We start from the raw sequence: 25104 nt of genomic DNA, 5'->3' as shown, positions 1-25104 counted from the left end.
ATGCCGCACTTAGATAAGCGGGAAAGCAAGCTGAACTGTAAATACATGATCGTTTTGCCTATACATAAACCGCCCCTGATGCAGAAGCATAATTTTTTGGCAATTATTTAACCCCAAGCCTGTTTTAGGAGTAGGGTCCAGAGAATGCTGACTATGATTTTCAAAAACTAAAACCAACTCGCCGGAGTCAATGGTGCTATACAGCCGGACCGGATGAGCAGGATCAGCATGCCTTTGCACATTGGAGAGCATATTGTCAAATATTCTCTGAATCATGCCTGAGTCCACCTTGATCGTCCCCTCAGGCAGCTCAACAGTAGAGGAAACCATAAAGCCACTTTGTTCCATTAAATAGATATGCTCATGGATCATCTCTCTCAGCACTTCTTGAGCAGGGTAATGCTTTAAGTCAATCTCCTTATAATCGTTGGTGGATATAAAAAAGTAGTCAAACAGATGGTTAATCAAGTCTTTGATTTGCAGGGCCCGATTTTTGCACTTGCCAAGGAAAGAGCTCTCCTTGGCCGGGATATCTTCACCTTCCAGCACCTCCAGATAGCCGATTAATGCCGTAAGAGGGGTGCGGAGATCATGGGAGACACCGGCCATCAAGGTATTGGTGGCCGCTCTGACCCGTTCAGCGTAGTCTTCCCGGGCGATGAAGGCTTTGCGCATTTCATCAATTTCCTGGGCCAGAGAGGCCAGTTCATCGTTGCCCTTGATGGTAATTGAGTAATGGAGATCGCCCCCTTCTAAAATCCTTATTTCCTTTTCCAAGGTATTGATATAGGATACCTTTTTATGGATGAAAAAGACCATGATGGTAATAAAACAGAGGAAGAACACCAGCAAATTAAAATAAGTAATATAGTCTATATAACGGTGTTCAAAAAAATCCTTGATAAAAACTTCAGCGGTTCCCTCCTGGAAAGTCAATATATATTTATTATGCCATAGATAAAAGTCGGGAAATTTGGGTTGGCTGGGAAAGGAAAAGCTCGGTGACAGGGTATGTGAACTATAGATCAACGTATTGTCGTGATAAATCACAATCTCCGTTAATTCCTTGCCCCGCATCCAGTTATCCAATTCGGACAGGTCCGACAAAGAGATCTGATTGTCTTTAATATACTGCCGCAGGCTGGTTATTTTTTTCTCGATGTGAGCAGAAATTACTTCCGGCTTTTTACAATAATCATAGATGATGCCGCGGGATAGGTATTGCAGACCGAGAAAAAGCAAAGCGGAAGCAAGGCATGCCAAAACAGCTGTGATCATCAAGGTTTGGGACAGCTTATATTCACGTTTTGCTCTATTCAATATAATACCCCTTTCCCCAAACAGTACGAATATACTGGGGACGCCCTACATCCTTCTCTAATTTTCTTCTTAGATTTTTAATATGGACCATGATCGTGTTATTGGAAAGAGGAAGAAAGGGCTCCTGCCAGATGTGTTCGTAAATTTCCTTAGCGGAAAAAACCTTGCGGCGATTGAGCAATAAGAGCCGGAACACCTGATATTCCATACTGGTCAGGGCAATTTTTTCTCCCGAACGGGCAACGGTTCCCGTATCTAAATCGATATAGAGATCCCCGAGCCTGACTTCTTTTTTAGAAGCAGGCTCTTGCTTTTGGTAGATCAGATAGCGGCGCAGCAGGGCTTTTACCCTGGAAATCAGTTCGATTGAGGAAAAAGGTTTGACAAGGTAATCGTCGCCGCCGCAGGAAAATCCCTCTGCTTTATCCGCATCCTGGTTTTTGGCGGTCAGGAATAAAATGGGGATGGTTGTGGTTTTGCGGATTTCCGAACACAGCTCAAATCCGGATTTTCCCGGCATCATAATATCCAGAATCGCCAAATCCACCCCAGGGGTGAGCGTTGCCAAGGCGGTGTCTGCGTCGGCGGCAACTTGTACCGCGAAACCTTCCCTTTGCAATAAGATATGAATGATTTCCCGTATTTCAGGATCGTCGTCCACCACAAGAATGGTTGAGTTTTCCGGCATGTTTACCCCTCCTCTACATGCTATATTCCTAACTATAGCATGAAATATTCGTTGAGAAAATTCAGGAGAGGGCATGAATAAATTTATTGACAACCAAAGTTTTCCAAATTATAATAAAATGCGAATGCGAATTATATGCATTTAAAAAATCACAAAAAGTTCAAGGAGGGTTTATTGAAAATGAAAAAGCTTTGGAGTAAAATCCTAGTTGGAGGCTTGGTTCTGTTCCTGATGGCGGGGTGCAGCCAGACACAGAATTCCTCTTCTCCAAATACGAATGATAAGCAAAGTCAAAGTGAAAAGCTTTCCGTTTATACCAGTTTTTATCCAATGTATGATTTTGCAGCCAAGATCGGCGGAGATAAGATTACCCCAGTGAATATGGTCCCGGCCGGAATGGAGCCCCATGATTGGGAGCCTTCTGCCGCCGATATTACGGGGCTGGAAAAGGCGGATGTCTTTGTCTATAACGGAGCCGGTATGGAGCATTGGGTGGAGGATGTTCTGGAATCCCTCCAGAATAAGGCCCTGATTGCTGTGGAAGCTTCCAAAGATATTACCCTCAGGGAAGGGCACCATGAACACGATCATGAAGATGAGCATGAAGACGAAGGAAAAGAACATGAGGAAGAGGAAGAGCATGGGCACGAAGGGGCGGAATATGACCCCCATACCTGGCTCAGTCCCTTGAATGCCAAAAAGCAGATGGAGACGATTAAAGATGCTTTTGTTCAAGCCGACCCGGATAACAAGGATTATTATGAAACCAACTATGTGAAGTACGCAGCTGATTTGGATGGGCTGGACAAAGAATTTAAGGATACTCTTGCCCCGCTGCCCAAAAAGGATATTATTGTCTCCCATGAAGCCTTTGGCTATCTGTGCGGGGCTTACGGACTCAATCAGATTGGCATCGAAGGGCTGGCTCCTGATTCCGAACCGGATCCGGCCAGGATGGCTGAGGTGATCGAATTCGCCAAAGAACATGAGGTCAAGGTTATTTTCTTTGAAGAGCTGGTAAGTCCGAAAGTCGCCGAGACCATTGCCAAGGCTACCGGAGCTAAAACGGCAGTGCTCAGTCCCATTGAAGGGCTTAGTGATGAGCAGCAGGCGGCGGGAGATGATTATCTGGCCGTGATGCGTCAGAATTTGGAGGCGTTGAAAGCGGCATTGCAATAAGGAGTTGTGCATGTCTAACATAATAGAAGTAGATGACTTAGGTTTCAGTTATGGAAATGAGCCGGTTTTTTCAAAAATCGGCTTCTCTGTTTATAAGGGAGATTTTGCCGCGATTATCGGTGCCAACGGTGCCGGCAAAAGCACCCTGCTAAGGCTTATCCTGGGAGAGCTTGTGCCCAATGCAGGCTCTGTCCGGCTGTTCGGTCAGGATAGCCGCCGGTTTAGAAATTGGCCGAAAATCGGTTATGTGCCCCAGGCCGGGCAGCACTCCAACGCCAATTTCCCTGCTACCGCGGAGGAAATTGTCAGGGCTAATCTTTTTTCACAGATCGGGCTGCTCCGCTTCCCCGGGAAAGAGCACCGTGATAAAGTACAGCGGGCCCTTGAGCTGGTGGGTATGGAGGGATACGCCAAGCGCATGATCGGTGAGCTTTCAGGGGGGCAGCAGCAGAGGATTATGCTGGCCAGGGTATTGGCCGGCGATCCGGAAATCATGATTCTTGATGAGCCTACCACCGGAGTGGATGCCCAAACCGTACAATCCCTCTATGAGCTGCTGGCGAGGCTTAATCAGGAGAACGGGCTGACCATTGTGATGGTCACTCATGATATCAGCCGGGCGGCCAAGTATGTGTCAAGGATTCTCTGTCTGGAAGAAGGCTCCCTTGTGGAACACAAGCACAAGCACCCCGGGCAGGAATTGGCGAAGGAGGGAAAAGGAAACGATGAGTGTGATTGCCATTCTGGAATATGATTTTATGCGCCGGGCTTTTATCGTGGGAATTCTGCTGGCCGTGATTATTCCCTGTATTGGCATCATCGTGGTCCTGAAGCGCCTTTCCATGATCGGCGATGCCTTGTCCCATACATCCCTGGCCGGTGTGGCGGCCGGCCTGATTATGGGAATCAACCCCATCCTGGGCGCGGTTACAGCCTGCATCGCCGCGGCTTTGGGCATTGAGTTTATCCGTAAAAAAATCCCCAAATTCTCCGAGATGTCCATCGCGATTGTGATGTCGGCAGGCATCGGTTTGGCGGGGGTGCTATCCGGTCATGTCAAAAATGCGGCTAATTTTAACAGTTTTTTGTTCGGAAGCATCGTCTCGATCAGTGATTTTGAAATGATCCTGGTAGCAGGCATCAGTTGTATCGTTATGCTTGCTTTCATCCTTTTGTACAAAGAGTTATTCTATATTGCCTTGGATGAAAGGGCGGCACGGCTGTCAGGCGTCCCGGTGGGTGTGATCAATTTTATCTTTACCATACTGACGGCGGTAACGGTATCCGTTGCCGCCCGCACGGTGGGAGCACTGATTGTTTCCTCAATGATGGTTGTTCCGGTGGCTTGCGCCATGCAGGTTGGCAAAAGCTATCGGCAGACGGTTATTTATGGGGTCATCTTTGCGGTTGTTTTTACAGTGACCGGCTTGTTTCTATCCTATTACCTGAAGCTGAAACCCGGAGGTACTATCGTCCTGCTCGGCGTCCTCTGCCTGGTGGTGATGCTGCTTATCAAGCAAATAATTTCCGTGCTTAGACGAACTGTGTTTAAAATGTAGTCGGTGTATTCTATAATTAATGCAGTTATTGAAAAAATTAATGCAGTTATTGAAAGAGGTGACGATCATGAAAGAAGTAAACAATAACTGGCCTGCCGGCGTCAAAAGAACAAAACCGCGGGAGAGTGTACTTTCTGTCCTTGAGCATGCCCCAAAGCCTCTCAGTGCTGTGGAAATCTGTTCCGAGATCGAAAAAGAAGGGGAATCCCCCTGGCTGTCCACTATTTATCGGATACTGGAGCTTTTTGTCAAGAAAGGCGTGGTTGTTAAACTTGCGGTGCTGAACAATGAGATGGCTCTTTATGAACTGAACCGTTTTCAGCACAAGCATTACGCCATCTGTTTGGGCTGCCATAAAATTGTCACAATGAATAATTGCCCCATGGAGAAATTTATCCCGAAAATCGAGGACGATGATTTCCGGGTCCTGGGCCATAATTTAGAAGTGTATGGCTACTGCCGGGAATGCTCTGTTAAATAATAATGCAGCTTCTCACCTGATTCCAGGCTTATTTCCTGTGTACAGGCATATAGTTTATAGATAGAAAAAAGAAGAGGAGGGTATCGATGGGGACAGAAATCTATATTATTTCCGGGTTTCTGGGAGTAGGCAAAACCACCTTAATCCAAAAAATGCTTAAAGAGGCTTTCCAGGGGGAAAAGGTAGTTCTGATCGAAAATGATTTCGGTGAGATCAGCGTCGATGCGGCCTTGCTTAAATCAGGCGGTGTGGAAGTCAAAGAAATCAGTGCCGGGTGCATTTGCTGCAGCCTTTCCGGCGATTTCGTGAAAGCCCTTAAGGATCTTTTGCTCCGTTTTCACCCGGATAAAATTATTATTGAGCCTTCCGGTGTCGGTAAGCTTTCCGATGTTATGAAAGCTTGTTCCGATCCGCGTATTGCACTCCATGCCAAAGTGCAGGGCAAAATTACGGTGGTGGATGTGAAACGCTGCCAAATGCACCTTGATAACTTTGGCGAATTTTTCGAAGATCAGATTCGCAACGCCGATGTGGTTGTGTTCAGCCGTACGGAAAGCTTCCCCGCAAAACTAGGGAATGGGGAAAAAATAGTCAAAAAGCTGAACCCTCACGGAAGGATCCTGACCAAGCCGTGGGCTCAAATCAATACAGCGGAACTCCTGAATCCGCAGCGTCAGCAGCACAGGCTTCCAGGCCGATGCCGACATGGTCATGATGAGCATAATCATGACCATCGCGACCATCATAGCCATGACCACAATCATCATGACCATGACCATGCTCATCATAGCCATGATCATACAGCGGACTGCAGCCACTCAGAGGGGTGTGAACATAACAGCCGGGCGGAAGATGTCTTCGATACCGTCACTATCCGGACAAAGCGGGTATTCGATACTGAAGATTTAAAGGCCAAGGTCGTGAAAATGGAGAACAGTGCCAAAGGAACGATCCTGCGGGCTAAAGGCATCGTCCGCGGCCCCAAAGGCTATTTAAACCTGCAATATCTCCCCGGGGATATTCGGATCACCGGCTGCCACGCCAGGGGCGATATGCTCTGCATCATCGGCCGCAACCTCAACCGGCAGGAGCTGTGCGCCATTTTTAGCGGGGAGTGATGGGATGGCGATACCGGTTTATGTAGTGACCGGCTTCCTGGATGCCGGCAAGACGACCTTTTTGAATAACTTGTTGAACAAGTATAGCTGGCGGGATGTCAGGACCTTCGTCATCCAGTTTGAGTCCGGTGAAGAGGAATTTCAGGGGCGGCACCTCAATTGCTATAAGCTCAGCGTCCCCAAAAAAATTCTGGAGCAGCGGCCCGAGCAAATCGTCGAACGAATCCGCAGCAGCATAGAGGAGCAACCGTTCGATGAGATTTGGATTGAGTGGAACGGTGTCGTTCCTTTTTCAGAGCTGCAGTCATTGCTTTTGCACCCCTCCCTGGGTGGCCTTTGCCAAATTCAAAAAGTGGTGCATATTGCCGATGGGGAGAACATAGAAAATCTGTTGGGCAGGACAGGAGCCTCTTTGCCGGAACAGATTGCCAACAGCGATTTCGTCGTGATGCGCAATGTGGATTCGGCGGGTACTTACCGCCGGATTCGGCGCCTCGTCAACGGGCTCAATCCCGGGGTCCCCTTCTATAAGGTAAAAGAGTATCAGGAGCTCTATAAGCAGCTTTTCGGAAAGAAAGAGCATCCGGTCAATCTTTTTTTGCTCATGGTTATCGCCATGAGCGCCCTGTACTTCATGGCCAAGCCGGTCCTGGAGGGGGCGCAGATCCCGGTCAATACCATTGTCAATGTATTTTTGGGGATTATCCTGCAAGCGGTCCCTTTTTTATTGATCGGGGTATTGCTTTCCTCCGCTATCCAGGTTTTTATCCCCCAAAGCTTTATTGAGCGCCGCTTTCCCAAATCCATCGGCATGGGCATGCTGGTGGCCATTCTGGGGGGCTTCTGTCTGCCGGTCTGCGACTGCGCTTCTATTCCCGTTTTCCGGAGTCTGGTGCGCCGGGGGATTCCCCTCCCGGTGGCTGTCACCTTTATGACCGCTACCCCGGTGATCAATCCGGTGGTGATCGTGTCCACCTATTATGCCTTCAGCGGCAATACGGGAATCGTGGTCGGGCGGATTTTCTTTGGTATTGTAGCGGCTGTTCTGATCGGGCTGACCATGGGCTTCTGGCCGCCCAAGGGTTCGGTATTGGCCGGAGGGGCTTTTGACAGGCTTTTATGCAGCTGCGGCTGTTATGATGATGCTGAATCCATCACAACCTTCAAGGGAAAAGCCGGTCTGTTCATCCGTCATTCCCAGGCGGAGTTCTTCGGTGTCGGCAAATATTTAGTGATGGGCAGCTTTATCGCCGCCCTGTTTCAGGTCATGGGAACCGGCCTGTTTACCAAGGCCCAGGATGGGGCGGGTTTGGCGGTCTCCATCTTAATTATGATGGTGATGGCCTTTGTGCTTTCCCTGTGCTCCTCCTCCGACGCGATTATCGCCCGCAGTCTTGCCAATCAGTTCCCCATGGGCGCAATTATGGGCTTTCTGGTCTTTGGGCCGATGATGGATATCAAAAATGTCCTGATGCTCTCTTCGGGATTTTCTAAAGCTTTCATCGTTAGATTATTGCTGACGTCCTTGAGTATATGTTTTGTTTTGGTCTTTCTGTTTTTTAATTGGGGAGGGATGTAACATGCCGGCCAAAGCATTTAATCCTCAGATCTTTCTGGAGTTCTTATGCTATTGTGTTTTTGGGGGATTGATCTTTTATTTGGTGAGCAGTGAAAAATATCTTACTTATGTCACACCCCGGTTGAAGCCCTATCTCTATTTTACGTCCATCGTCATGGGTGTATGGGCCTTGAACGCTTTGGGCAGATTGTTTCGCCCCCAGCATAAACTGCGCTCCGCCCACTGCTTTGTGTTGGTGATCCCCATCGTATTGCTGTTGCTTCCCCATGCCCCTGTCAGCGCGTCCAATCTTTCCGGCAATTATATCGGCGGCAGCGCTTTTTCCAACCGTTCCGGCCAAAGCGCTTTGAGCATGCAGAACGACCTTTCTATTACTATAGAGGATGCTTCATCTCCGGAAGATAAGGTACAGGCTGAAATTATTCAGGAACCCCTTGCCGGATTGCCGGCCGGTGCCTATGTCTCGGAGCTGCCCGGCTTGGATATGGGGAATAAAAGAATCACAGTGGCCCATGAAGATTTCAGCATGTGGCTTACGGAAATGTATACCAATATAGAGAAATATCAAGGGTATACAGTGGTTATGACGGGATTTGTTTTCAATGATCCTGAATTTCTTAAGGAAGATGAATTTGTGCCGGCCCGCTTGATGATGTCTTGCTGTGTTGGGGATTTGGCACCTGCCGGGATACTCTGTAAATATGATCAGGCTGACCAGCTCCAGGCAGAGTCGTGGGTGACGGTTGAAGGAACCCTTACGCTGGGACAGCATGAGTATGACGGTGTGCTATCTGATGAACCCCAGATTAGGGTAACGAAAATTACACCGGCAGAGGCTGTGGAAGGTTATATCTATCCTTACTAATCTCTAATTTTTCGACATTTGTTTTCCTTATTATGGATTAAAATTCGTTGTTATTTGCCTGTGAATCGATTAAAATCTTCTTGAAAGGAATTTCGGGGGGAATTAATGTGGAAAAGAGGTTATTAAAGAAAATCGAGGTGCTTCGCAAAAAATTATATCGATATGCAACGACACGCAGCTTAGTTGATGCAAGAGTTGTCGAGTTAAGCCAAGAGCTGGATTACCTTTTGAATCAATATCAGCGTTTGAATAAATACACACAGCTGTCTTTTTGGTGATTTTATTCGTCTTTTATTGACATGTCCTGAATGTTAGCTTATAATAAGCTTCGTCACCAAATTTCATAGTCTTTTTGGCAAGACGAACACGGAGAGGTGGCTGAGTGGTCGAAGGCGCTCGCCTGGAAAGCGAGTACATGGGCAACTGTGTCGAGGGTTCAAATCCCTCTCTCTCCGCCATAAAATGCAATTCAGCCAAGTTGGATCCGTTCGCATTCGACTTTGGCTTTTTATTTTGTTATAATTGATTTGGCCGTGCTAGACGGGGAGGTAGCGGATCCTTGTACTCGCAACCCGCTTTAGCGAGGTGGAATTCCTGCATAAGGGCAGCGTTTGTGGAGCGGCCGGGGCTAATTGTGATGAGGTCTGGGTCTTGCGCAACAGAGCACTTCGAACCGTGTCAGGTCCTGACGGAAGCAGCACTAAGGAGCAAACTCTGTGTGCCGCAAGGTCGCCTAGGCTGAGCAGTGAATCCCGGATTCGTCCGGAAGCGTCTGTTCGAGTAAAGGTGCACGGCCTTAAATATTTATCATATAAAGGTGGTCTAAGACCATCTTTTTTTCCACTATCAACATTCATGCAGCTTGGACTGGACCACAGAATCTACTTCCGGGGGAGTATAGCGGAAGGGGGAGCCCAATGGCTTATTTGGCTTTATACCGCGAATGGAGACCGAAAAATTTTAAAGATATGGTAGGGCAGGACCATGTCACCAAGACATTGACAAATGCCCTTATGCAGAGCAAAGTAGCTCACGCCTACCTTTTCAGCGGACCGAGGGGAACAGGTAAGACCACTACGGCAAAGGTCCTGGCCAAGGCATTAAATTGTGAGCACCGGGAGGGTGTTGAACCCTGCAATCAATGTGCTTTTTGTCTGAGCATCGATCAAGGAAGCGCTATGGAGGTCTTTGAGATCGACGCCGCCTCCAACCGGGGTATCGATGAAATCCGTGATTTGCGGGATAAGGTTCGCCTAAGTGCCGGGGAAAGCAAATATAAGGTTTACATTATTGATGAAGTTCATATGTTAACCACCGAAGCTTTCAACGCCCTTCTCAAAACCCTGGAGGAACCTCCTGAGCGGGTGGTATTTATTCTGGCTACCACGGAGGTACATAAAATCCCCTTAACCATTCTTTCCCGGGTGCAACGCTTTGAATTTCACCGGATTCCTTTGGAACAGATTCATAGCCATTTAGATAAGGTGTGCCAAACCATCGGCCGGGATGTGGAGCCGGAAGCCCTCCAGATTATTGCCCAAAAATCGGAGGGAGGGCTGAGAGATGCCCTGAGTATTCTGGATCAGTGTCTCCTGCTGGATGGGAAACTGGGTGTAGAGCAGGTCTATCAGGTCCTGGGCATGGTTGGTGAAGAATTCAGCGCCCAGCTTGTGGATCACCTCCTGACCGGTGACTATGCCAAGGCTTTGGGGTGTTTAGGGGAAGGCATCAATCAGGGGATGGATCCCAGACAGATCATTCGCGAGCTGCTGGATTATATGCGGCAGGCCTTGCTTTATGCTTCGACTCAAGCCTTTCCTCAGATTGCGCCTCACCTTAGAGAGCATTTGGCTTACCAATGCCAAATGCTGGGGCTCAAAACCCTCTTGCAATGGATAGGGATTCTGCTGCAGGGGGAAAGTCAATTAAAATATGCCGCCAATGCCCGTTTAGCGGCGGAACTTCTCTTGGTTCAGGTGATTTATGACTCTCAGCCCGGCTATAGCAAGGAATCTCCCCAAGTTCTGGAACGCTTGCAGGAATTAGAGGAGGAGATCAAGAACCTTTCTACAGGGAAGAGCCGCCAGGAAAGCAAAGGGGAACTCCCCAAAAAGGTCAATGAGAGAAGCTCAGAGCCGCCGGGTCACAAAAAACCTGAATTACCCCCCCTCCAGGATAAACCGGCAATCTCCCAAGGGGGAGAAACCGCTGCTCTGTCCATTGAACAGGTTCAAGGCCGCTGGGGAGATATTTTAGAGCAAGTAAGAAAACGCAAAAAATCCACCCATGCTTTTTTGATGGAAGGCAAGCCTGTTGAATTGGATGGGGATAGTCTGGTTATCGTATTTAAGGAAGGTCTGTCTTTCCACCGGGATAAGGTCAATCAGAAGGAAAACCGGGAAACCATCGAAGAGGTTCTCCAAAGTAGCCTGGGCAAAGCCTATCGGTTGCAAAGTCTCCTGGAAAATGAATATGGAAAAGACCCTAAGGATTCAGAACAAGTTGAAAAAGCCAAGGAAAATCCGATGATCAAAAAAGCGGCCGATTTATTTGGTGCGGACTTATTGATTGTTGAAGAATAATAGTGTAAGGAGTGTAGTTGAAATGGCATTTAAAGGCGGCGGTATGGGAAATATGGGCAATATGCTCAAGCAAGCTCAGAAGCTCCAGGAAGAAATGGCGAAGGCCCAAGAGGAGCTGAAGACCCGCACAGTTGAGGCATCAGTGGGCGGGGGGGCCGTTCAGGTCGTGGTCAATGGTAAAAATGAACTGGTGGAGTTAAAAATTAAACCGGAGGCTGTGGATCCCGATGATGTGGAAATGTTGGAGGATCTGGTCAAAGCCGCAGTCAACGAAGGCTTGCGCAAAGTAGAAGAGCTTGTATCCTCAGAAATGGGCAAATTAACCAATGGTTTAAAAATTCCCGGTCTCTTCTAAGCGAGGAAGTATGGATTTTTTGAATTATCCTGAACCCCTGGCCGATTTGATTACAGGTTTATCCCGCTTGCCTGGGATCGGACCGAAAACGGCGGGTCGCTTGGCTTTTTATCTGCTGCAGCAACCCCAGGTGGCCGAAAACCTAGCGGAAACCATGATCAGAGCTCAGCGGGAAATCAGGCAGTGTTCCCTATGCTGTAATTATACGGATCATGATCCCTGCCCCATCTGTACCGGGGAGAAAAGGGAGCGTACCCTGCTCTGCATTGTGGAGCAGCCCCGGGATGTGGTTTCTTTAGAGAAAACAAGAGAATTTAAAGGGCTTTATCATGTTCTGCATGGCGTCATATCTCCTTTGGAAGGAGTCGGGCCGGAGCAGCTGACGATTTCCAAGCTTTTAGGGCGTTTAGAAGGAGTCCAGGAAGTCGTCATGGCTATGAACCCCACGGTAGAGGGAGAAGCTACGGCACTGTATTTATCCAGGCTGCTTAAGCCTTTGGGAATCAAGGTAACACGGATTGCCCATGGTTTACCGGTGGGCGGTGATCTGGAGTATGCCGATGAAATTACCATCGCCCGTGCTTTAGAAGGCCGTCGCCAGATCTAAGGGTGATCTCAAAAAATTAAGGTCAATAATGTTCTTCTTTGTCCACTTTCTGCATAATTTGGACTAGTAGTGGTAAAGGAGGGCTTATCATGACCTTAATTTTTTTGGCCTTATTCGTTCTATTGATCGGCTTGGTGGTTAAGAGCAGCTTAGGTCAACCCAACACCTTTTTAAAGGCGGGGATTCACATCCTGGGAGGAATCGTGGGCCTGTGGATCTTCGACTTGATATTAAGTGTTGTCGGATTTGGTATTCCTATTAACGTATTTACCATAACTTTGGTAGGTCTTTTAGGTTTTCCGGGAGTCGTGGCTTTGGTGGGCCTGCAGGTCCTGGGCATTTAACGGTCCTGGGCATTTAACCTTGAAAATTTCAAGGGGTTTTAGGGGAGAATTAGGGTTTTTAAATGTGATTTTTTTCGTTTATGGCGGTTTTTTTACATAATTATTCATCTAGCTCCATTTTACGTCTTGACGGATTTATCCGGCCGAGAGTATACTGATACTGACTGCAGGGGACGTTTCGGTCTAACTACCGAAATAGTTCCCTCAACTCGTTTTTATAGAATTTTTGCGAAAATTTAATCATTTGATTTCCGAAAGATTATCATTAACCCCTTTTTTCTCATCTTTATTCATTGCTTTAAATAAGCAAGGTTTGGGTGGAAAAAGAACTTCCTTAAGAAGAATCTCTTTTTTAACCCTTTTATTAAATTTTCTTTTAGGAGGATGTACCAAATGGCAAAAATGAAGACAATGGATGGTAACGAAGCTGCTGCTCTGGCGTCGTATGCGTTTACAGAAGTAGCAACCATCTTCCCGATCACTCCCTCTTCAACGATGGCTGAATTGGTAGATGAATGGGCTGCCCATAACAAGAAAAATATCTTCGGTCAACCTGTCAAAGTTGTTGAGATGCAATCTGAAGCAGGAGCTGCCGGTGCAGTTCACGGGTCCCTCCAGGCTGGTGCTCTTACCACCACCTATACAGCTTCGCAAGGTCTGCTCTTAATGATTCCGAATATGTATAAAATCGCCGGCGAACTTCTGCCCAGCGTCTTCCACGTCAGTGCCCGGGCTTTGGCTACCCATGCGCTGTCCATTTTCGGTGATCACCAGGATGTTATGTCCGTAAGAGCTACCGGTTTTGCTCAATTGTCTTCACATAATGTTCAAGAAGCTTTAGACCTGGGCTTTATTGCTCATTTAGCCACCATCAAAGCCAAAGTTCCTTTCGTTCATTTCTTCGATGGGTTCCGTACATCCCATGAAATTCAAAAAATTGAAGTAACCGATTATGATGATGTGGCAAAACTCTTGGATCGTGACGCTCTCCAGGCTTTCCGTGACAATGCCTTGAATCCTGAGCGCCCTGTTCTGCGCGGTACTGCCCAAAACCCCGATGTCTATTTCCAAGGCCGTGAAGTATCCAACCGCTATTATGATGCTGTTCCTGATATTGTGGCCCATTATATGGACGAATACGCTAAGATCACCGGCCGTGAATACCAGCCATTCCAATACTATGGTGCTGAAGATGCTGAGCGTGTGATCATCGCCATGGGTTCTGTTTGTGATACCATTGAAGAAACTGTGGATTATTTAGTAGCAAAAGGTGAAAAAGTGGGCGTGGTTAAGGTTCACCTCTTCCGTCCTTTCTCCACTAAATATCTGTTCAAGGTTCTGCCTAAGACCGTTAAGGCCATCGCCGTTCTTGACCGGACCAAAGAGCCAGGTTCCACCGGTGAGCCTCTCTATCTCGATGTGAAGGATTCCTTCTTCAACCATGAAATCAAGCCTGTGATCGTAGGCGGACGTTATGGTTTAGGTTCCAAAGATACGACTCCTTCCCAAGTACTGGCTGTTTACAAGAATCTTGCCCAAGCTGAGCCTAAGAATGACTTCACCATCGGTATCGTGGACGATGTTACCTTCAAATCTTTACCGGAAGATGAAGTCGTCAGCACCGCTCCTGAAGGCACTATTGCTTGTAAATTCTGGGGATTAGGCTCTGACGGTACCGTTGGCGCCAACAAGCAAGCGATTAAAATTATTGGCGACCACACCACTATGTACGCTCAGGCTTATTTCCAATACGATTCCAAGAAATCCGGTGGTATCACCATTTCCCACGTTCGTTTTGGTAAAAAACCCATCAAATCCCCTTACTATGTATCCGATGCCAACTATGTTGCCTGCCATAACCAAGCCTATGTCGGTCAATATGATCTGACCAAAGGTCTGAAGAAAGGCGGCACCTTCGTCCTGAATTGCCAATGGCAGCCCGAAGAATTGGCAGACAAGCTTCCTGCTTCCATGAAACAATTCATCGCCAAGAATGATATTAAACTCTACATTATTGATGCAGTCTCCATCGCCCGGGAGATCGGTTTAGGCTCCCGTATCAATATGATTATGCAATCCGCTTTCTTTAAGCTTGCCAATGTTATTCCTGTAGAAGAAGCCCTCGGCTATCTGAAGGAATCCGTGGTCAAAACTTATGGCAAAAAGGGCCAAAACATTGTTGATATGAACAATGCCGCTATTGATCGCGGCGCGGATTCCCTGGTCAAGGTTGAGGTTCCCGCCTCCTGGGCCGACGCTGCTCCTGCCCAAGCTGAAGCAGCTGCTGCCGCAGATCTTCCCGAGTATGTGGCCAAAATCCAAAATGTTATGAACGCCCAAGAAGGGGACAGCCTTCCTGTCAGTGCTTTTGTAGGCCGTGAAGACGGAACGGTTCCCGTAGGCACCACTGCTTATGAGAAGCGCGGTATTGCTGTAATCGTGCCTGAATGGGATGTTGAAAAGTGTATCCAATGTAACCAATGCTCTTATGTATGCCCTCATGCGGCTATCCGTCCCTTCTTGCTGAATGAAGAAGAAGTGGCCAATGCTCCCGAAGGCTTCGTGACCAAGAAAGCTCTTGGCAAGGAAGCCGACGGCCTCCAGCTCCGTGTTCAAGTGAGTCCGCTGGATTGCACAGGCTGCGGCAACTGCGCTGAAGTATGCCCGGCTAAAGGCAAGGCTTTGGTCATGAAGGATGCGGCTGAACAAACTGCCGCCCAAGCCGGCAATTGGGAATATGCTTTGACCGTGACCAACAAAGCTGAACGCTTTGATATCACCACCGTTAAAGGCAGCCAATTTGCCCAACCTCTCCTCGAGTTCAACGGCGCTTGCCCAGGCTGCGGAGAAACAGCTTATGTTAAGCTCCTCACCCAGCTTTACGGTGATCGCATGATGATTGCCAACGCCACCGGATGCAGCTCCATCTGGGGCGGCAGTGCTCCTTCCGTACCTTATACTGTCAATGCCAAGGGACAAGGTCCTACCTGGGCGAACTCCCTCTTTGAAGACAATGCTGAGTTCGGTTACGGTATGTATCTTGGCGTGCGTCAACAGCGGGAAAAACTGGCTCTGTTGATGGAGGAAGCCTGCGCAACCGAAATCAGCGGCGACATGAAGGAAGCTTTCCAAGAGTGGATCGCCGGCATGGATGATGCCGATGCTTCCAAAGCTGCAGCCGCTAAGGTTCGTGCCGCTCTGGATGCCTATGAAGGCGACAGCGCTTTGATCGCCGATATTAAAGGCAGAAAAGATCATCTTGTCAAGAAATCCCAATGGATCGTCGGCGGCGACGGCTGGGCTTATGATATCGGTTACGGCGGTTTAGACCATGTCCTGGCTTCCGGTGACGACGTCAATATCCTGGTTATGGACACCGAAGTTTACTCCAATACCGGCGGTCAATCTTCCAAGGCTACCCCCCGCGCTGCTGTGGCGAAATTCGCAGCTGCCGGTAAGAAAATCCGCAAGAAAGACCTGGGTATGATGGCTATGAGCTATGGCTATATCTATGTGGCTCAAGTAGCCCTTGGTGCCAATATGGCTCAAACCATTAAGGCGATGAAAGAGGCAGAAGCTTATAAAGGACCTTCCATCATCATCGCTTATGCTCCTTGCATCAACCATGGCCTGAAGTCCGGTATGTCTAAGAGCGTCACCGAAGCGAAGAAAGCGGTTGAAGCCGGTTACTGGCATCTCTATCGCTTCAACCCCGATCTCGAAGATCAAGGCAAGAATCCTTTCACCCTGGATTCCAAAGAGCCCACAGCTTCCTTCCGTGACTTCCTCATGGGCGAAGTTCGTTACACCTCCTTGATCAACACCTTCCCGGAATCTGCCGAAGAGCTCTTTGAAGGTGCCGAGAAATATGCGAAGGTCCGCTTGGATTCTTACAAGCGCTTGGCAAGTTACAAATACGAATAAGATTCATCCTGGATTGCAGTAAGAGAGCGGGCTTTGGCCCGCTCTTTTTGCACGGTCATAAAATTATAAGCAGGCAGTGATACATTGACTTAAAACCAGGCTAATGGTTATAATAATTTATATAAATGTGATTTGAAAACGCAAAATGCTTATAAAAATGTGGGAGGCAGCCTTGTGGAAAGGATCATCATGCAGGATTTACTGCGTTGGAAAAACTCCAAACATCGCAAACCACTCATTTTGAAAGGCGTACGGCAGGTGGGCAAGACCTGGCTGCTCAAAGAATTTGCCAGACGCTATTATAACAACTTAGCCTATTTTAACTTTGATGAGCATCCGGAATATAAGCAGTTCTTTGAAAACACCAAAGACGTGGAACGCATTTTACAAAACTTGATGATGGCGAGCGGGCAGATCATTAATCCCAAAGAGCCTGGGACTACCCTCATAGTATTTGATGAAATCCAGGAGTGTCCCAATGCTTTAAATACCCTTAAATATTTCTGCGAAAACACCCCTCACTATCATGTGGCCTGTGCCGGTTCCCTTCTGGGCATCGCCTTGTCCAAGCCTGCCTCTTTTCCGGTCGGCAAGGTGGATTTTTTAGAAATCGGGCCGATGACCTTTACGGAATTTTTGCTGGCCAACGGTGACGGAAATTTTGTCTCTTACCTTGACAACTTAGATAGAATTGAACCGATTCCTGATGCTTTTTTTAATCCTCTTTATGAAAAGCTGAAGATGTACTTTGTGACGGGTGGGATGCCGGAATCTGTTCGTTCCTGGACTGAAGAACGGGATGTAGAATTGGTGCAACAAGTGCTGGCCAATATTCTTGGGGCCTATGAACGGGATTTTGCCAAGCATCCTGACCCCAAAGACTTTCCTAAAATATCATTGATCTGGAAGTCGTTGCCTTCACAGCTGGCCAGGGAAAATAAAAAATTTATTTATAAAGTTGTCAAGGAAGGGGCCAGGGCCAGGGAATATGAGGAGGCACTGCAGTGGCTTTGCGATGCCAGCCTTGCTTATAAGATATACCGCAGCAGTGTCTCAGGATTGCCGATTTCCGCCTATGATGACCTGGCTGCGTTTAAACTGTATCTGGTGGATGTGGGGCTTTTGCGTCGATTGTCCCTATTGGCCCCTTCGGCTTTTGGTGAAGGGAATCGGCTGTTTGTGGAGTTTAAAGGAGCTCTCAGCGAGAACTACGTGCTTCAGGCGTTGCGCAATCAGCTTGAGGCCATGCCTCGTTACTGGACGATGGATAACCCACGGCATGAAGTGGATTTTTTAATTCAGAGAGAAAACGAGATAATTCCTGTTGAGGTTAAATCGGAAACCAATGTGGAGAGCAGGAGCCTGAAGAAGTTTAAAGAAAAATACGGTGACAAAGTAAAACTTCGTGTCCGTTTCTCCCTGAATAATTTACGGCTGGACGGTGATTTGCTGAATATCCCACTGTTCATAGCTGATTATGCAGATAAGCTGATCGGGATGGCCTTAACGGGTCAGCTCAAGGAATAATTCTTGCCCATCTGAGTTAAACTACCATAAATTGTACATGAAAAAAGTTTCTGCAGGGGAAGGAAGATGGATATGGACCAGGAAGACCTGATACGAAGGCTGAATTGGTTCTACAGCTTGGAGCTCAATCAAGTGGAACTGTATAAGGTGCAAAGCAAGCAGTTTAAAGATCACTATGCCGGACAGGTCTTTGAGAGAGTGGCCGCCATAGAACAGTCCCATGTGGATAATGTGGCTGCCCGCATTACGAGTTTAGGCGCCAAGCCTACCCTGCTGGGAGAAGTGGTTTCTCCCATTCTCGGCATGTCCTTAGGCAATCTGATGTCTTTAACCGGTCTGGAGAGAGCTCTGCAGCTGAATATGGAGCTGGAAAGAAAAGCTATGAGCGATTATAAGAAATTAGTTCAGGACCTGGTGGCAGGGGGAGAGGATCCCAGCGGGGATCTTTGTAGTCAGCTGAAACATAATTTTGTGGATGAACATCTGCATACGGCATTGTTCGATACCCTGAGGGAGAATTTGATGGAAGACAAGATCGAGACACTATAATTCCTTCCCTGGCCAGGTTTAATCAAAATTGAGGAGATAGAATCTTATCTATTAGGAAAGGATTCTATCTCCTTTTCTGTAGGCTTAGCCTGGAAAGGGGCTGTTTTGCTGTGCTGAAAATCCTGCAAATGCGGCTTGGGCGTATAAGAAAAAAGCTTTCCGAGGACAATAAGCACATAAGGAGGGGGTGGTCGTTTTGGCTAAACGTTTTTTCACCATGATCAAAGAACTTACTCAGCGTCCTTATCGGAAGAGAATCCGGGTGGTTCATAAGGTTCCTATCGATCAAGAATGGGATAAGCCTGTTTCCTTTGCGCGGATTAAAGAAGAATTATCCAAAAGCAGTGATATTATTTTTCGGGATTTCACTTTGCGGGGCAAGGAAGCGATACCCTGTTCTCTTGGCGTGGTCGACGGTTTGGTCGATAAAGACTTATTAGATGCTTATATCCTGCGGGTGATCATGGTCGAAGCCGTCGATGATCCGGTCTTTCAGGAGATGACTCTGAAAAATGTCAACGATCGTTTGCTGGCTCTTTTCACGCCAGCCAATGAAGTGAAGAAGATCGGCCGCTTGGGGGAGGCTATTGATGGGATGTTGTCGGGGGATGCGGTTCTTTTCATTAAGGAAAGCCAGGAGGCTCTCCTGATCAGTGCCCGTGGCTGGGCAGACCGGGGAGTGGGCATTCCCCAGAATGAATCATCCATCCGCGGACCCAAGGAGGGGTTCAATGAGACCCTGCGGACCAACACCTCCTTGCTGAGAAGAAAGATCAAGCATCCATCCTTGCGGCTGGTCTCCATGAAAATCGGGGATCTTTCGAAAACGGATGTGGTGATTGCTTATGTGGATAGTATCGCCGATATGGACGTGGTTGGAGAAGTGCTTAAGCGGCTGAGCCGTATCCAAACCGATGCGGTGATTTCCGGGGACATGCTGGAGGAGTTGATCGAGGATCATCCTTATTCTCCTTTTCCCCAAATCTCTAATACAGAACGGCCCGACATTGTAACCGCCGAGCTTTTGGAGGGGCGAGTGGCCATCATGGTGGACGGCACCCCCTCGGCTCTTATCGTGCCGGTTACTTTACCCATGTTTATGCAAGTCAACGACGACTATTATCAAAGAGCGATGATTGTTATTATTGTACGGACAATACGCTATTGGGGAGCATTTATCGCTCTTTTGGCTCCCAGCCTGTATATTGCCGTAACCACCTTTCATCAGGAATTACTGCCCACTCCTATGGTACTAAGCCTTGCTGCAAATCGGGAGGCGGTTCCCTTCTCCGCTCTTGGGGAGGCATTATTAATGCTGCTGGCTCTGGAGATCCTCCAGGAGGGCGGGCTGCGGCTTCCCAAACCTATCGGACAGACTATTGGGATCGTGGGAGCCTTGATCATAGGGGATGCGGCCGTCAGCGCAGGTCTGATTAGCCCGATTATGGTGATCGTGATCGGTTTGACGGCGGTTTCCAGCTATACGATTCCTTACTATGATCTGGCCATCGCCATCCGTTTGATTCGCCTGCCCTTAATGATTCTGGCGGGAACCATGGGCTTTTTCGGGTTAGCCATCGGGCTCTACCTTTGTGTCATTCATTTGCTGAGTCTGCGATCCTTTGGCACTCCCTACCTTAGTCCCATTGCCCCTTTAAGAATCCGTGCCTTTCTTCAGGATACTTTCGTCAGGGCGCCTTGGTGGGCTTCCAGAAAGATACCGGATTTAGCGGATGTTCATGATACGAAGTCGGGGAGGAAAAAATAAGTGGAACGTATATCCACCCATCAGTTCACAATATTAAGCACGGCAGTCCTCCTGGGGACAACATATATGGTTGCCGGGTCAGCGCTGGCCGGAACAGCAGGAAGGGATGGCTGGATGGTTATCCTGCCCGGGTTTGCCCTGGGGATCCCTCTGGCTTTTATGATATTTTCTCTAATGCCCCGCTACCCCGGTATGAATCTGATCGAAATATCGGAAAAAGTACTGGGGAAGTGGCTCGGCAAGGGAATGGGGCTTTTATATAGTGCCATTACGCTCTATTTCGGGGCCATCTTATTGGGCCAGGGAGTGGATATGTATAATCGGAGTGTCCTTCCCCTGATGCCTCAATACATCCTGGTTTTAGGGCTGGTCGTGATTGTCGCCTATCTGTACTTCAGTGGGATCGAAGTGTTAAGCCGCTTTTCAGAAGTTGTTTTTCCCATTATTTTTTTATCGCTGGTTTTTATAGCTTTATTCAGCATTCCCCGTTTTGAGCGGGGGGAGCTTTTTCCCATGTTGGACAATGGAATCAGACCCGTTCTTGATGCCATGAGGGATGTGGCGCCCTGGCCTATGGAGTATATTCTCTTTTTAGGAGGACTGCTGCCCTTTTTGCCACGCAAAGCCAAGGACTTAAAGGTTTTGAAAAAAGGGATTTTTAAAGCTTTTTTTATGGTTATTGTCTTAAGCACCCTGATGGTGGTCATCCAGCTCATGACCTTTGGCCCTTTTGAAACTTCCCGTCTTACTTATGCCCTCTTGGTACTGGGAAATATGATTGAGATTTCCCGGACCATATCCGGGGTTGAGGTGATATTTACTCTGATTTGGACGGGAGCCTTAGCCTTAAAGGTCACAGCTCTGCTGTTTGCTGGAATATGGGGCCTGCGCACTGTGTTCGGCATAAAAGGCCGCAAAGCCGGTATTAAAACGGCTATTATGGTAGGAATTATGTATGTGCTGATTCCTTTATATACTTTAACAGGCATCACGGTGGTTGTGGAGATACAGCTGGTGGATAACTATTTGATTCTCCCCTTCACGGTGTTATGGGTAGTCTTGGTATGGGGGGTGGAGCGATGGAAACGCCGCAAAAAAAGATTTTCCCATTAAGGCTACCCCTTGTGCTGCTGCTCATTATGGGTATTCTGTTCCTGGGAGGGTGCAACGGCAAGCGTGAAATTGATGAACTGGCCTATGTGCTGGGGATGGGGATCGATAAAGGAAAAGAAGAGGGGACCTACCTTGTGACCATGCAGATAGCTGAACCCAGGGTGAGCGGAGGCGGAACCGCAGAGCTTGAGAATTGGACGATCAGTGTGGAAACAAAGAGTCTCTCCGCCATTATGGAACAGGCGGCGGAAGCGTTCAGCAAACAGCCTTTTGCCGGAACGCTGCGGGTTATTGTACTTGGTGAAGATCTTGCCGGTGCGGGGATTAATGAGGCTCTGGATTATTTCCAGCGCTTTCATGAATTTAGACGGACGATTTATCTGCTCGTGTCTAAAGGACAAGCCAGGGAAGTTCTGAATACAGAGTTGCACACGAAGCGGATTCCCAGCTTAAATTTGTTCGATACCATTGAAGGTCAAAAAAAGCAGTCGGTTTTCCCGATCACACGTTTAGGGCACTACCTGACGGTTTTAGGGAGGGAAAGCCAGAATCCCATCATCCCCAGAGTGGAGAAGATCCAATCAGGGGAACATGGATTATTCTACGCTGATAAAGAAGGACAGGAAATCCTGATTCATGAAGCGGCGGTATTCGAAGGCGGGAAATGTGTTGCAAATCTTAACGATCAGGAAACAAAGGGCTATCTCTGGCTGGATGACGAGATTGAGAGCCGGGTTCTTGAGGGGGAAGACGGAGAGGGGGCAAGAGTAACAGCCTGGGTCCTGAGTTCTAAAACAAAATATAAGGTGGAAAACATCGACGGCAAGATGGGGATCAAATTCAACATCAAGACAGTGGTTTCCATCAATGAAATCATGGGTAAGGATGAACAGGCGGATATCTATCGTTGGCAGCAATTTACTGAAGAATTACGGCCCCTGATGGCGCAGGCAATTCAGGAAGAATGTGAAGCAGCCGTAGCCATAAGCAAGGAGCAGGGGCTGGATTTTATCGGGATTGGGCGAAAAATTGAAATTAAAAACCCAAAGTATTGGAAAGAAATCAAAGAGGGCTGGCCCCAGGGGATAGAGAATATTCCGGTAGCTTATGATATCAATGTTAAAGTTGAACATTCGGGGCTGGCCCGCAATTCACCGGTAAGTCCTCAGGAAAATAGTGCGAAGGGAGGCTCCCCGGCTCTTCAATAGGTGCTTCAATGGAAATATTATGATATAATGATGTGTATTACCTTTGTCAACCCTGGAGGAAAAAGATGTGTTGAATTTAGGTCATAAATTGCTTCAGTATGAAGCTCAGAAGCTGATTTCCTTTCATACTCCAGGACATAAAGGAAAAGCGGAATTTTTTACGGATTTGCATTTTCCCGATCAGGATCTTACAGAACTGCCGGGCTTGGATATGCTGCACTCCCCCGCGGGAGTGCTCGCTCAGGCTCAGGCCCGGGCTGCCGCTGTGTATCAAAGTGATGCCAGCTTTTATCTGATCAATGGGGCAACGGTGGGGAACCAAGGGATGTTCATGGCTTTGGCCGGTACCGGGAAGCGGGGGAAGGACCTGCAGCTGCCTAAGGTTCTGGTGGAGAGGCAGTCCCACCGTTCTGTGTTTTCGGCTTTGGTGTTATCGGGATGTGAACCGGAATATATCCCCAATGTGGTTCATCCGGAGTTCGGGCTGCCTTTAGGACTGAAATCCATCGCTGAAGTGGATTTAGGGGAATTTCTGGGGGTCCATCTGACCTATCCCGGCTATTATGGGACTTTGCCGGATTTGGAAAAGATTGCGGCCCAAAGGGATCGCCAGGCAGCTCAAGTGAGCATTTTGGTGGACCAGGCTCATGGCTCCCATTATTTGAGCCCGCTCTTCCCCCAAGGAGCCTTGGCCTATGGGGCGGATCTGGTGTTGTGCAGCACCCATAAAACCTTAAGCGCCCTGACTCAGGCGGCGATGCTTCATGTGCAGGGCTCGCGGATTCCCTTGTCCGCTATCAGGGAGGCTCTTGAGCTGCTGCAATCTTCCAGCCCCAGTTATCTCCTGATGGCCTCTCTGGAAAGGGCTGTCGAACATGCTTTGGAAAGCAGGCGCTGGGAGCTGCTTCATGAAGCAGTGCAGGAACTGCATCACCGTGTGGGCGGATCCTTGCGGATCTTAAACCCACAGGATGTAGGGACTTACGGGATTGCTGGGCTGGATTGGACGAAGATCATGATCAATACCCAAAGACTGGGAGTTGCGGCTCCCCGTTGTGTAGAGCATTTGCGTAAGAGTTATGGAATTGACCCTGAATTATGGGATGACAAAAATATTTTATTTCTGTTAGGCATTGGCAATACTCCCGAAGAGGTAGAGATCCTTACCAAGGGTTTATTAAGCTTAGCAAGCCTGAACAAAGATGTCGTGGCATCTCCTGAGGAAATCGTTTGCGAAATTCCTCTGCCGCCGGCCAGGCTCACTCCCCGCCAAGCCTATTTTGCCCGGAAGCGCAAGCTCCCCCTTGCGGAGAGTGTGGGACACATAGTGGGTGAGAGCATTTCCCCCTATCCCCCGGGCATTCCTTGGATCGTGATGGGAGAAGAGATGACTCCTGAGATCTTAGAGCTTCTGACCCGGCATAAGGGACGCTGGCAAGGCTGGGAGGATGCAGGCCAGGGAGTCTGGATCGTCGAGGAGGTTTAATGTGAACATTGCACTTCACCTGATCGAAAAAGCAGCTCAGGAGGGGCGGCTTGCTCATTTGCTGCTCTTTCACGGCGGGAGTGGCCCGGAGAGACGCAAGGCGGGACTGGAGATTGCCCGGAGGATCAATTGCACTTCGGGTCAGGACGCGCCTTGTGGGCATTGTCCCTCCTGCAAGAAGATTCTTTCCGGGAACCATCCGGATGTGGAGGTAGTCAAGCCTGCCAAGGCATCCATAGGGATCGAGCAGATTCTGGATTGGCAGGAGCGGGTTTATCGCAAGCATTATGAGGGAAACTATAAAGTCTTTATCCTTGAAGAAGCGGATAAATTAACGATTCCCGCTGCCAATGCCTTGCTCAAGGTCATTGAGGAGCCGCCGGAAAGAACCCTGATCGTGCTGAGCGCTCAGAATGCCGAGGTTCTTTTGCCCACTATTCAGAGCAGGGCCCAGGCGGTTTACTTCCCCTTCAGAGGGGAGGAGGAATGGCTCAAATCCCTTGAAGAGTCCCTCGATCCCTGGGAAGCCCGGGAGGCTTTTCGCCTGAGCAGCCATAACCCTGAACTGGCTTATGAGATTCTGACTCTGGGAGTGGAGAAGGTCAAGGAGTGGGTTCGAGGATTTGAACAAGCGGTGGAGGAGGGGGATTTTCTTAAACTTTTCCCTCTTTTTCCCTTAGAGAAAAAAGAAGCTGAGCTATATTTGCACATTCTGGCCTTAGGGATAGCTCAAAAACATCAAGTCAATCCCCAGGCTATGCTGGCTGTGGGCAAAGCTATCGAACAGATTCAAATGCAGGCTAACCCCAGATTGGTGATCGAAGGATTAGCTTTAAAATTATTTCAGTAAGG

22 protein-coding genes, 1 tRNA gene and 1 other RNA gene are annotated in these 25104 nt (G+C 48.3%); 22 read left to right on the top strand and 2 right to left on the bottom strand.

Going from position 1 to position 25104, the window contains the following annotated elements; genetic code table 11:
* Positions 1 to 9: 9 nt before the first annotated feature.
* Complete coding sequence (locus DESLBE_RS16500) at positions 10 to 1320, bottom strand: HAMP domain-containing sensor histidine kinase (protein ID WP_015942539.1); 1311 nt, start codon at positions 1318 to 1320, stop codon at positions 10 to 12.
* The gene (locus DESLBE_RS16495) at positions 1313 to 2008 is read right to left on the bottom strand and encodes a response regulator transcription factor (protein WP_005815058.1); all 696 of its coding nucleotides are present in this window, start codon (positions 2006 to 2008) and stop codon (positions 1313 to 1315) included. Before DESLBE_RS16495 ends, DESLBE_RS16500 begins: the two co-directional genes overlap by 8 nt.
* 180 nt (positions 2009 to 2188) lie before the next feature.
* On the opposite strand from DESLBE_RS16495, the gene DESLBE_RS16490 reads away from it, so the two are divergent.
* The 22 genes from DESLBE_RS16490 to DESLBE_RS16385 all read left to right on the top strand — a co-directional run bounded on the left by DESLBE_RS16490 (position 2189) and on the right by DESLBE_RS16385 (position 25102).
* A complete protein-coding gene (locus DESLBE_RS16490; RefSeq protein ID WP_015942540.1) occupies positions 2189 to 3187 on the top strand; it encodes a metal ABC transporter substrate-binding protein in 999 nt (332 codons plus the stop codon).
* A gap of 10 nt (positions 3188 to 3197) precedes the next feature.
* Entirely contained in the window at positions 3198 to 3941 is a 744-nt protein-coding gene (locus tag DESLBE_RS16485; protein ID WP_005815055.1) for a metal ABC transporter ATP-binding protein, read from the top strand.
* Positions 3913 to 4746, top strand: a complete 834-nt coding sequence (locus tag DESLBE_RS16480; protein WP_144677632.1) for a metal ABC transporter permease — start codon at positions 3913 to 3915, stop codon at positions 4744 to 4746. The genes DESLBE_RS16485 and DESLBE_RS16480 overlap by 29 nt, the downstream gene beginning before the upstream one ends.
* A 67-nt stretch (positions 4747 to 4813) precedes the next feature.
* A complete protein-coding gene (locus DESLBE_RS16475) occupies positions 4814 to 5227 on the top strand; it encodes a transcriptional repressor (protein WP_015942542.1) in 414 nt (137 codons plus the stop codon).
* Between the two features lie 86 nt (positions 5228 to 5313).
* Entirely contained in the window at positions 5314 to 6345 is a 1032-nt protein-coding gene (locus tag DESLBE_RS16470; protein WP_144677630.1) for a GTP-binding protein, read from the top strand.
* Between the two features lie 4 nt (positions 6346 to 6349).
* Positions 6350 to 7924 (top strand): permease, encoded by a 1575-nt coding sequence (locus DESLBE_RS16465; RefSeq protein WP_144677628.1) that lies wholly within the window; start codon positions 6350 to 6352, stop codon positions 7922 to 7924.
* Between the two features lies 1 nt (position 7925).
* A complete protein-coding gene (locus DESLBE_RS16460; RefSeq protein WP_144677626.1) occupies positions 7926 to 8789 on the top strand; it encodes a TIGR03943 family protein in 864 nt (287 codons plus the stop codon).
* A 107-nt stretch (positions 8790 to 8896) separates the two neighbouring features.
* Positions 8897 to 9067, top strand: coding sequence for an aspartyl-phosphate phosphatase Spo0E family protein (locus DESLBE_RS16455; protein ID WP_011458895.1), 171 nt, complete (start codon positions 8897 to 8899; stop codon positions 9065 to 9067).
* Positions 9068 to 9157: 90 nt separating this feature from the next.
* Positions 9158 to 9247: transfer RNA gene (locus tag DESLBE_RS16450), tRNA-Ser, on the top strand.
* 73 nt (positions 9248 to 9320) lie between these two features.
* Positions 9321 to 9583: signal recognition particle sRNA large type (gene ffs, locus DESLBE_RS16445), an RNA gene on the top strand.
* A 123-nt stretch (positions 9584 to 9706) separates the two neighbouring features.
* A complete protein-coding gene (gene dnaX / locus DESLBE_RS16440) occupies positions 9707 to 11371 on the top strand; it encodes a DNA polymerase III subunit gamma/tau (RefSeq protein ID WP_144677624.1) in 1665 nt (554 codons plus the stop codon).
* Between the two features lie 22 nt (positions 11372 to 11393).
* Positions 11394 to 11726, top strand: a complete 333-nt coding sequence (locus DESLBE_RS16435; RefSeq protein WP_005815036.1) for a YbaB/EbfC family nucleoid-associated protein — start codon at positions 11394 to 11396, stop codon at positions 11724 to 11726.
* A 10-nt stretch (positions 11727 to 11736) separates the two neighbouring features.
* Positions 11737 to 12333 carry a recombination mediator RecR gene (gene recR / locus DESLBE_RS16430; RefSeq protein WP_011458897.1) on the top strand — a complete coding sequence of 199 codons (597 nt, stop codon included), beginning with the start codon at positions 11737 to 11739 and terminating at the stop codon, positions 12331 to 12333.
* 89 nt (positions 12334 to 12422) lie between these two features.
* A complete protein-coding gene (locus tag DESLBE_RS16425) occupies positions 12423 to 12677 on the top strand; it encodes a pro-sigmaK processing inhibitor BofA family protein (protein WP_005815033.1) in 255 nt (84 codons plus the stop codon).
* 393 nt (positions 12678 to 13070) lie between these two features.
* Positions 13071 to 16601, top strand: coding sequence for a pyruvate:ferredoxin (flavodoxin) oxidoreductase (gene nifJ, locus DESLBE_RS16420; RefSeq protein WP_144677622.1), 3531 nt, complete (start codon positions 13071 to 13073; stop codon positions 16599 to 16601).
* A gap of 174 nt (positions 16602 to 16775) precedes the next feature.
* Positions 16776 to 18128: an ATP-binding protein gene (locus DESLBE_RS16415; protein ID WP_144677621.1), complete on the top strand. Its 1353-nt coding sequence runs from the start codon at positions 16776 to 16778 to the stop codon at positions 18126 to 18128.
* Between the two features lie 66 nt (positions 18129 to 18194).
* Positions 18195 to 18677 carry a ferritin-like domain-containing protein gene (locus DESLBE_RS16410; RefSeq protein ID WP_072772488.1) on the top strand — a complete coding sequence of 161 codons (483 nt, stop codon included), beginning with the start codon at positions 18195 to 18197 and terminating at the stop codon, positions 18675 to 18677.
* A 217-nt stretch (positions 18678 to 18894) separates the two neighbouring features.
* Positions 18895 to 20445 carry a spore germination protein gene (locus tag DESLBE_RS16405; protein ID WP_172625532.1) on the top strand — a complete coding sequence of 517 codons (1551 nt, stop codon included), beginning with the start codon at positions 18895 to 18897 and terminating at the stop codon, positions 20443 to 20445.
* Entirely contained in the window at positions 20446 to 21558 is a 1113-nt protein-coding gene (locus DESLBE_RS16400) for an endospore germination permease (RefSeq protein WP_144677617.1), read from the top strand.
* A complete protein-coding gene (locus DESLBE_RS16395) occupies positions 21525 to 22766 on the top strand; it encodes a Ger(x)C family spore germination protein (protein ID WP_144677615.1) in 1242 nt (413 codons plus the stop codon). The genes DESLBE_RS16400 and DESLBE_RS16395 overlap by 34 nt, the downstream gene beginning before the upstream one ends.
* A 43-nt stretch (positions 22767 to 22809) precedes the next feature.
* Positions 22810 to 24252: an amino acid decarboxylase gene (locus tag DESLBE_RS16390; protein WP_144677614.1), complete on the top strand. Its 1443-nt coding sequence runs from the start codon at positions 22810 to 22812 to the stop codon at positions 24250 to 24252.
* A gap of 1 nt (position 24253) precedes the next feature.
* Complete coding sequence (locus DESLBE_RS16385) at positions 24254 to 25102, top strand: DNA polymerase III subunit (RefSeq protein ID WP_018305695.1); 849 nt, start codon at positions 24254 to 24256, stop codon at positions 25100 to 25102.
* Positions 25103 to 25104 lie beyond the last annotated feature (2 nt).

The organism is Desulfitobacterium sp. LBE, from assembly GCF_007830365.1.
Classification (GTDB): Bacteria; Bacillota; Desulfitobacteriia; order Desulfitobacteriales; family Desulfitobacteriaceae; genus Desulfitobacterium; species Desulfitobacterium hafniense.
The sequence above is the reverse complement of the archived record's forward strand: the minus strand, read 5'-3'. Positions and strand labels throughout refer to the sequence as shown.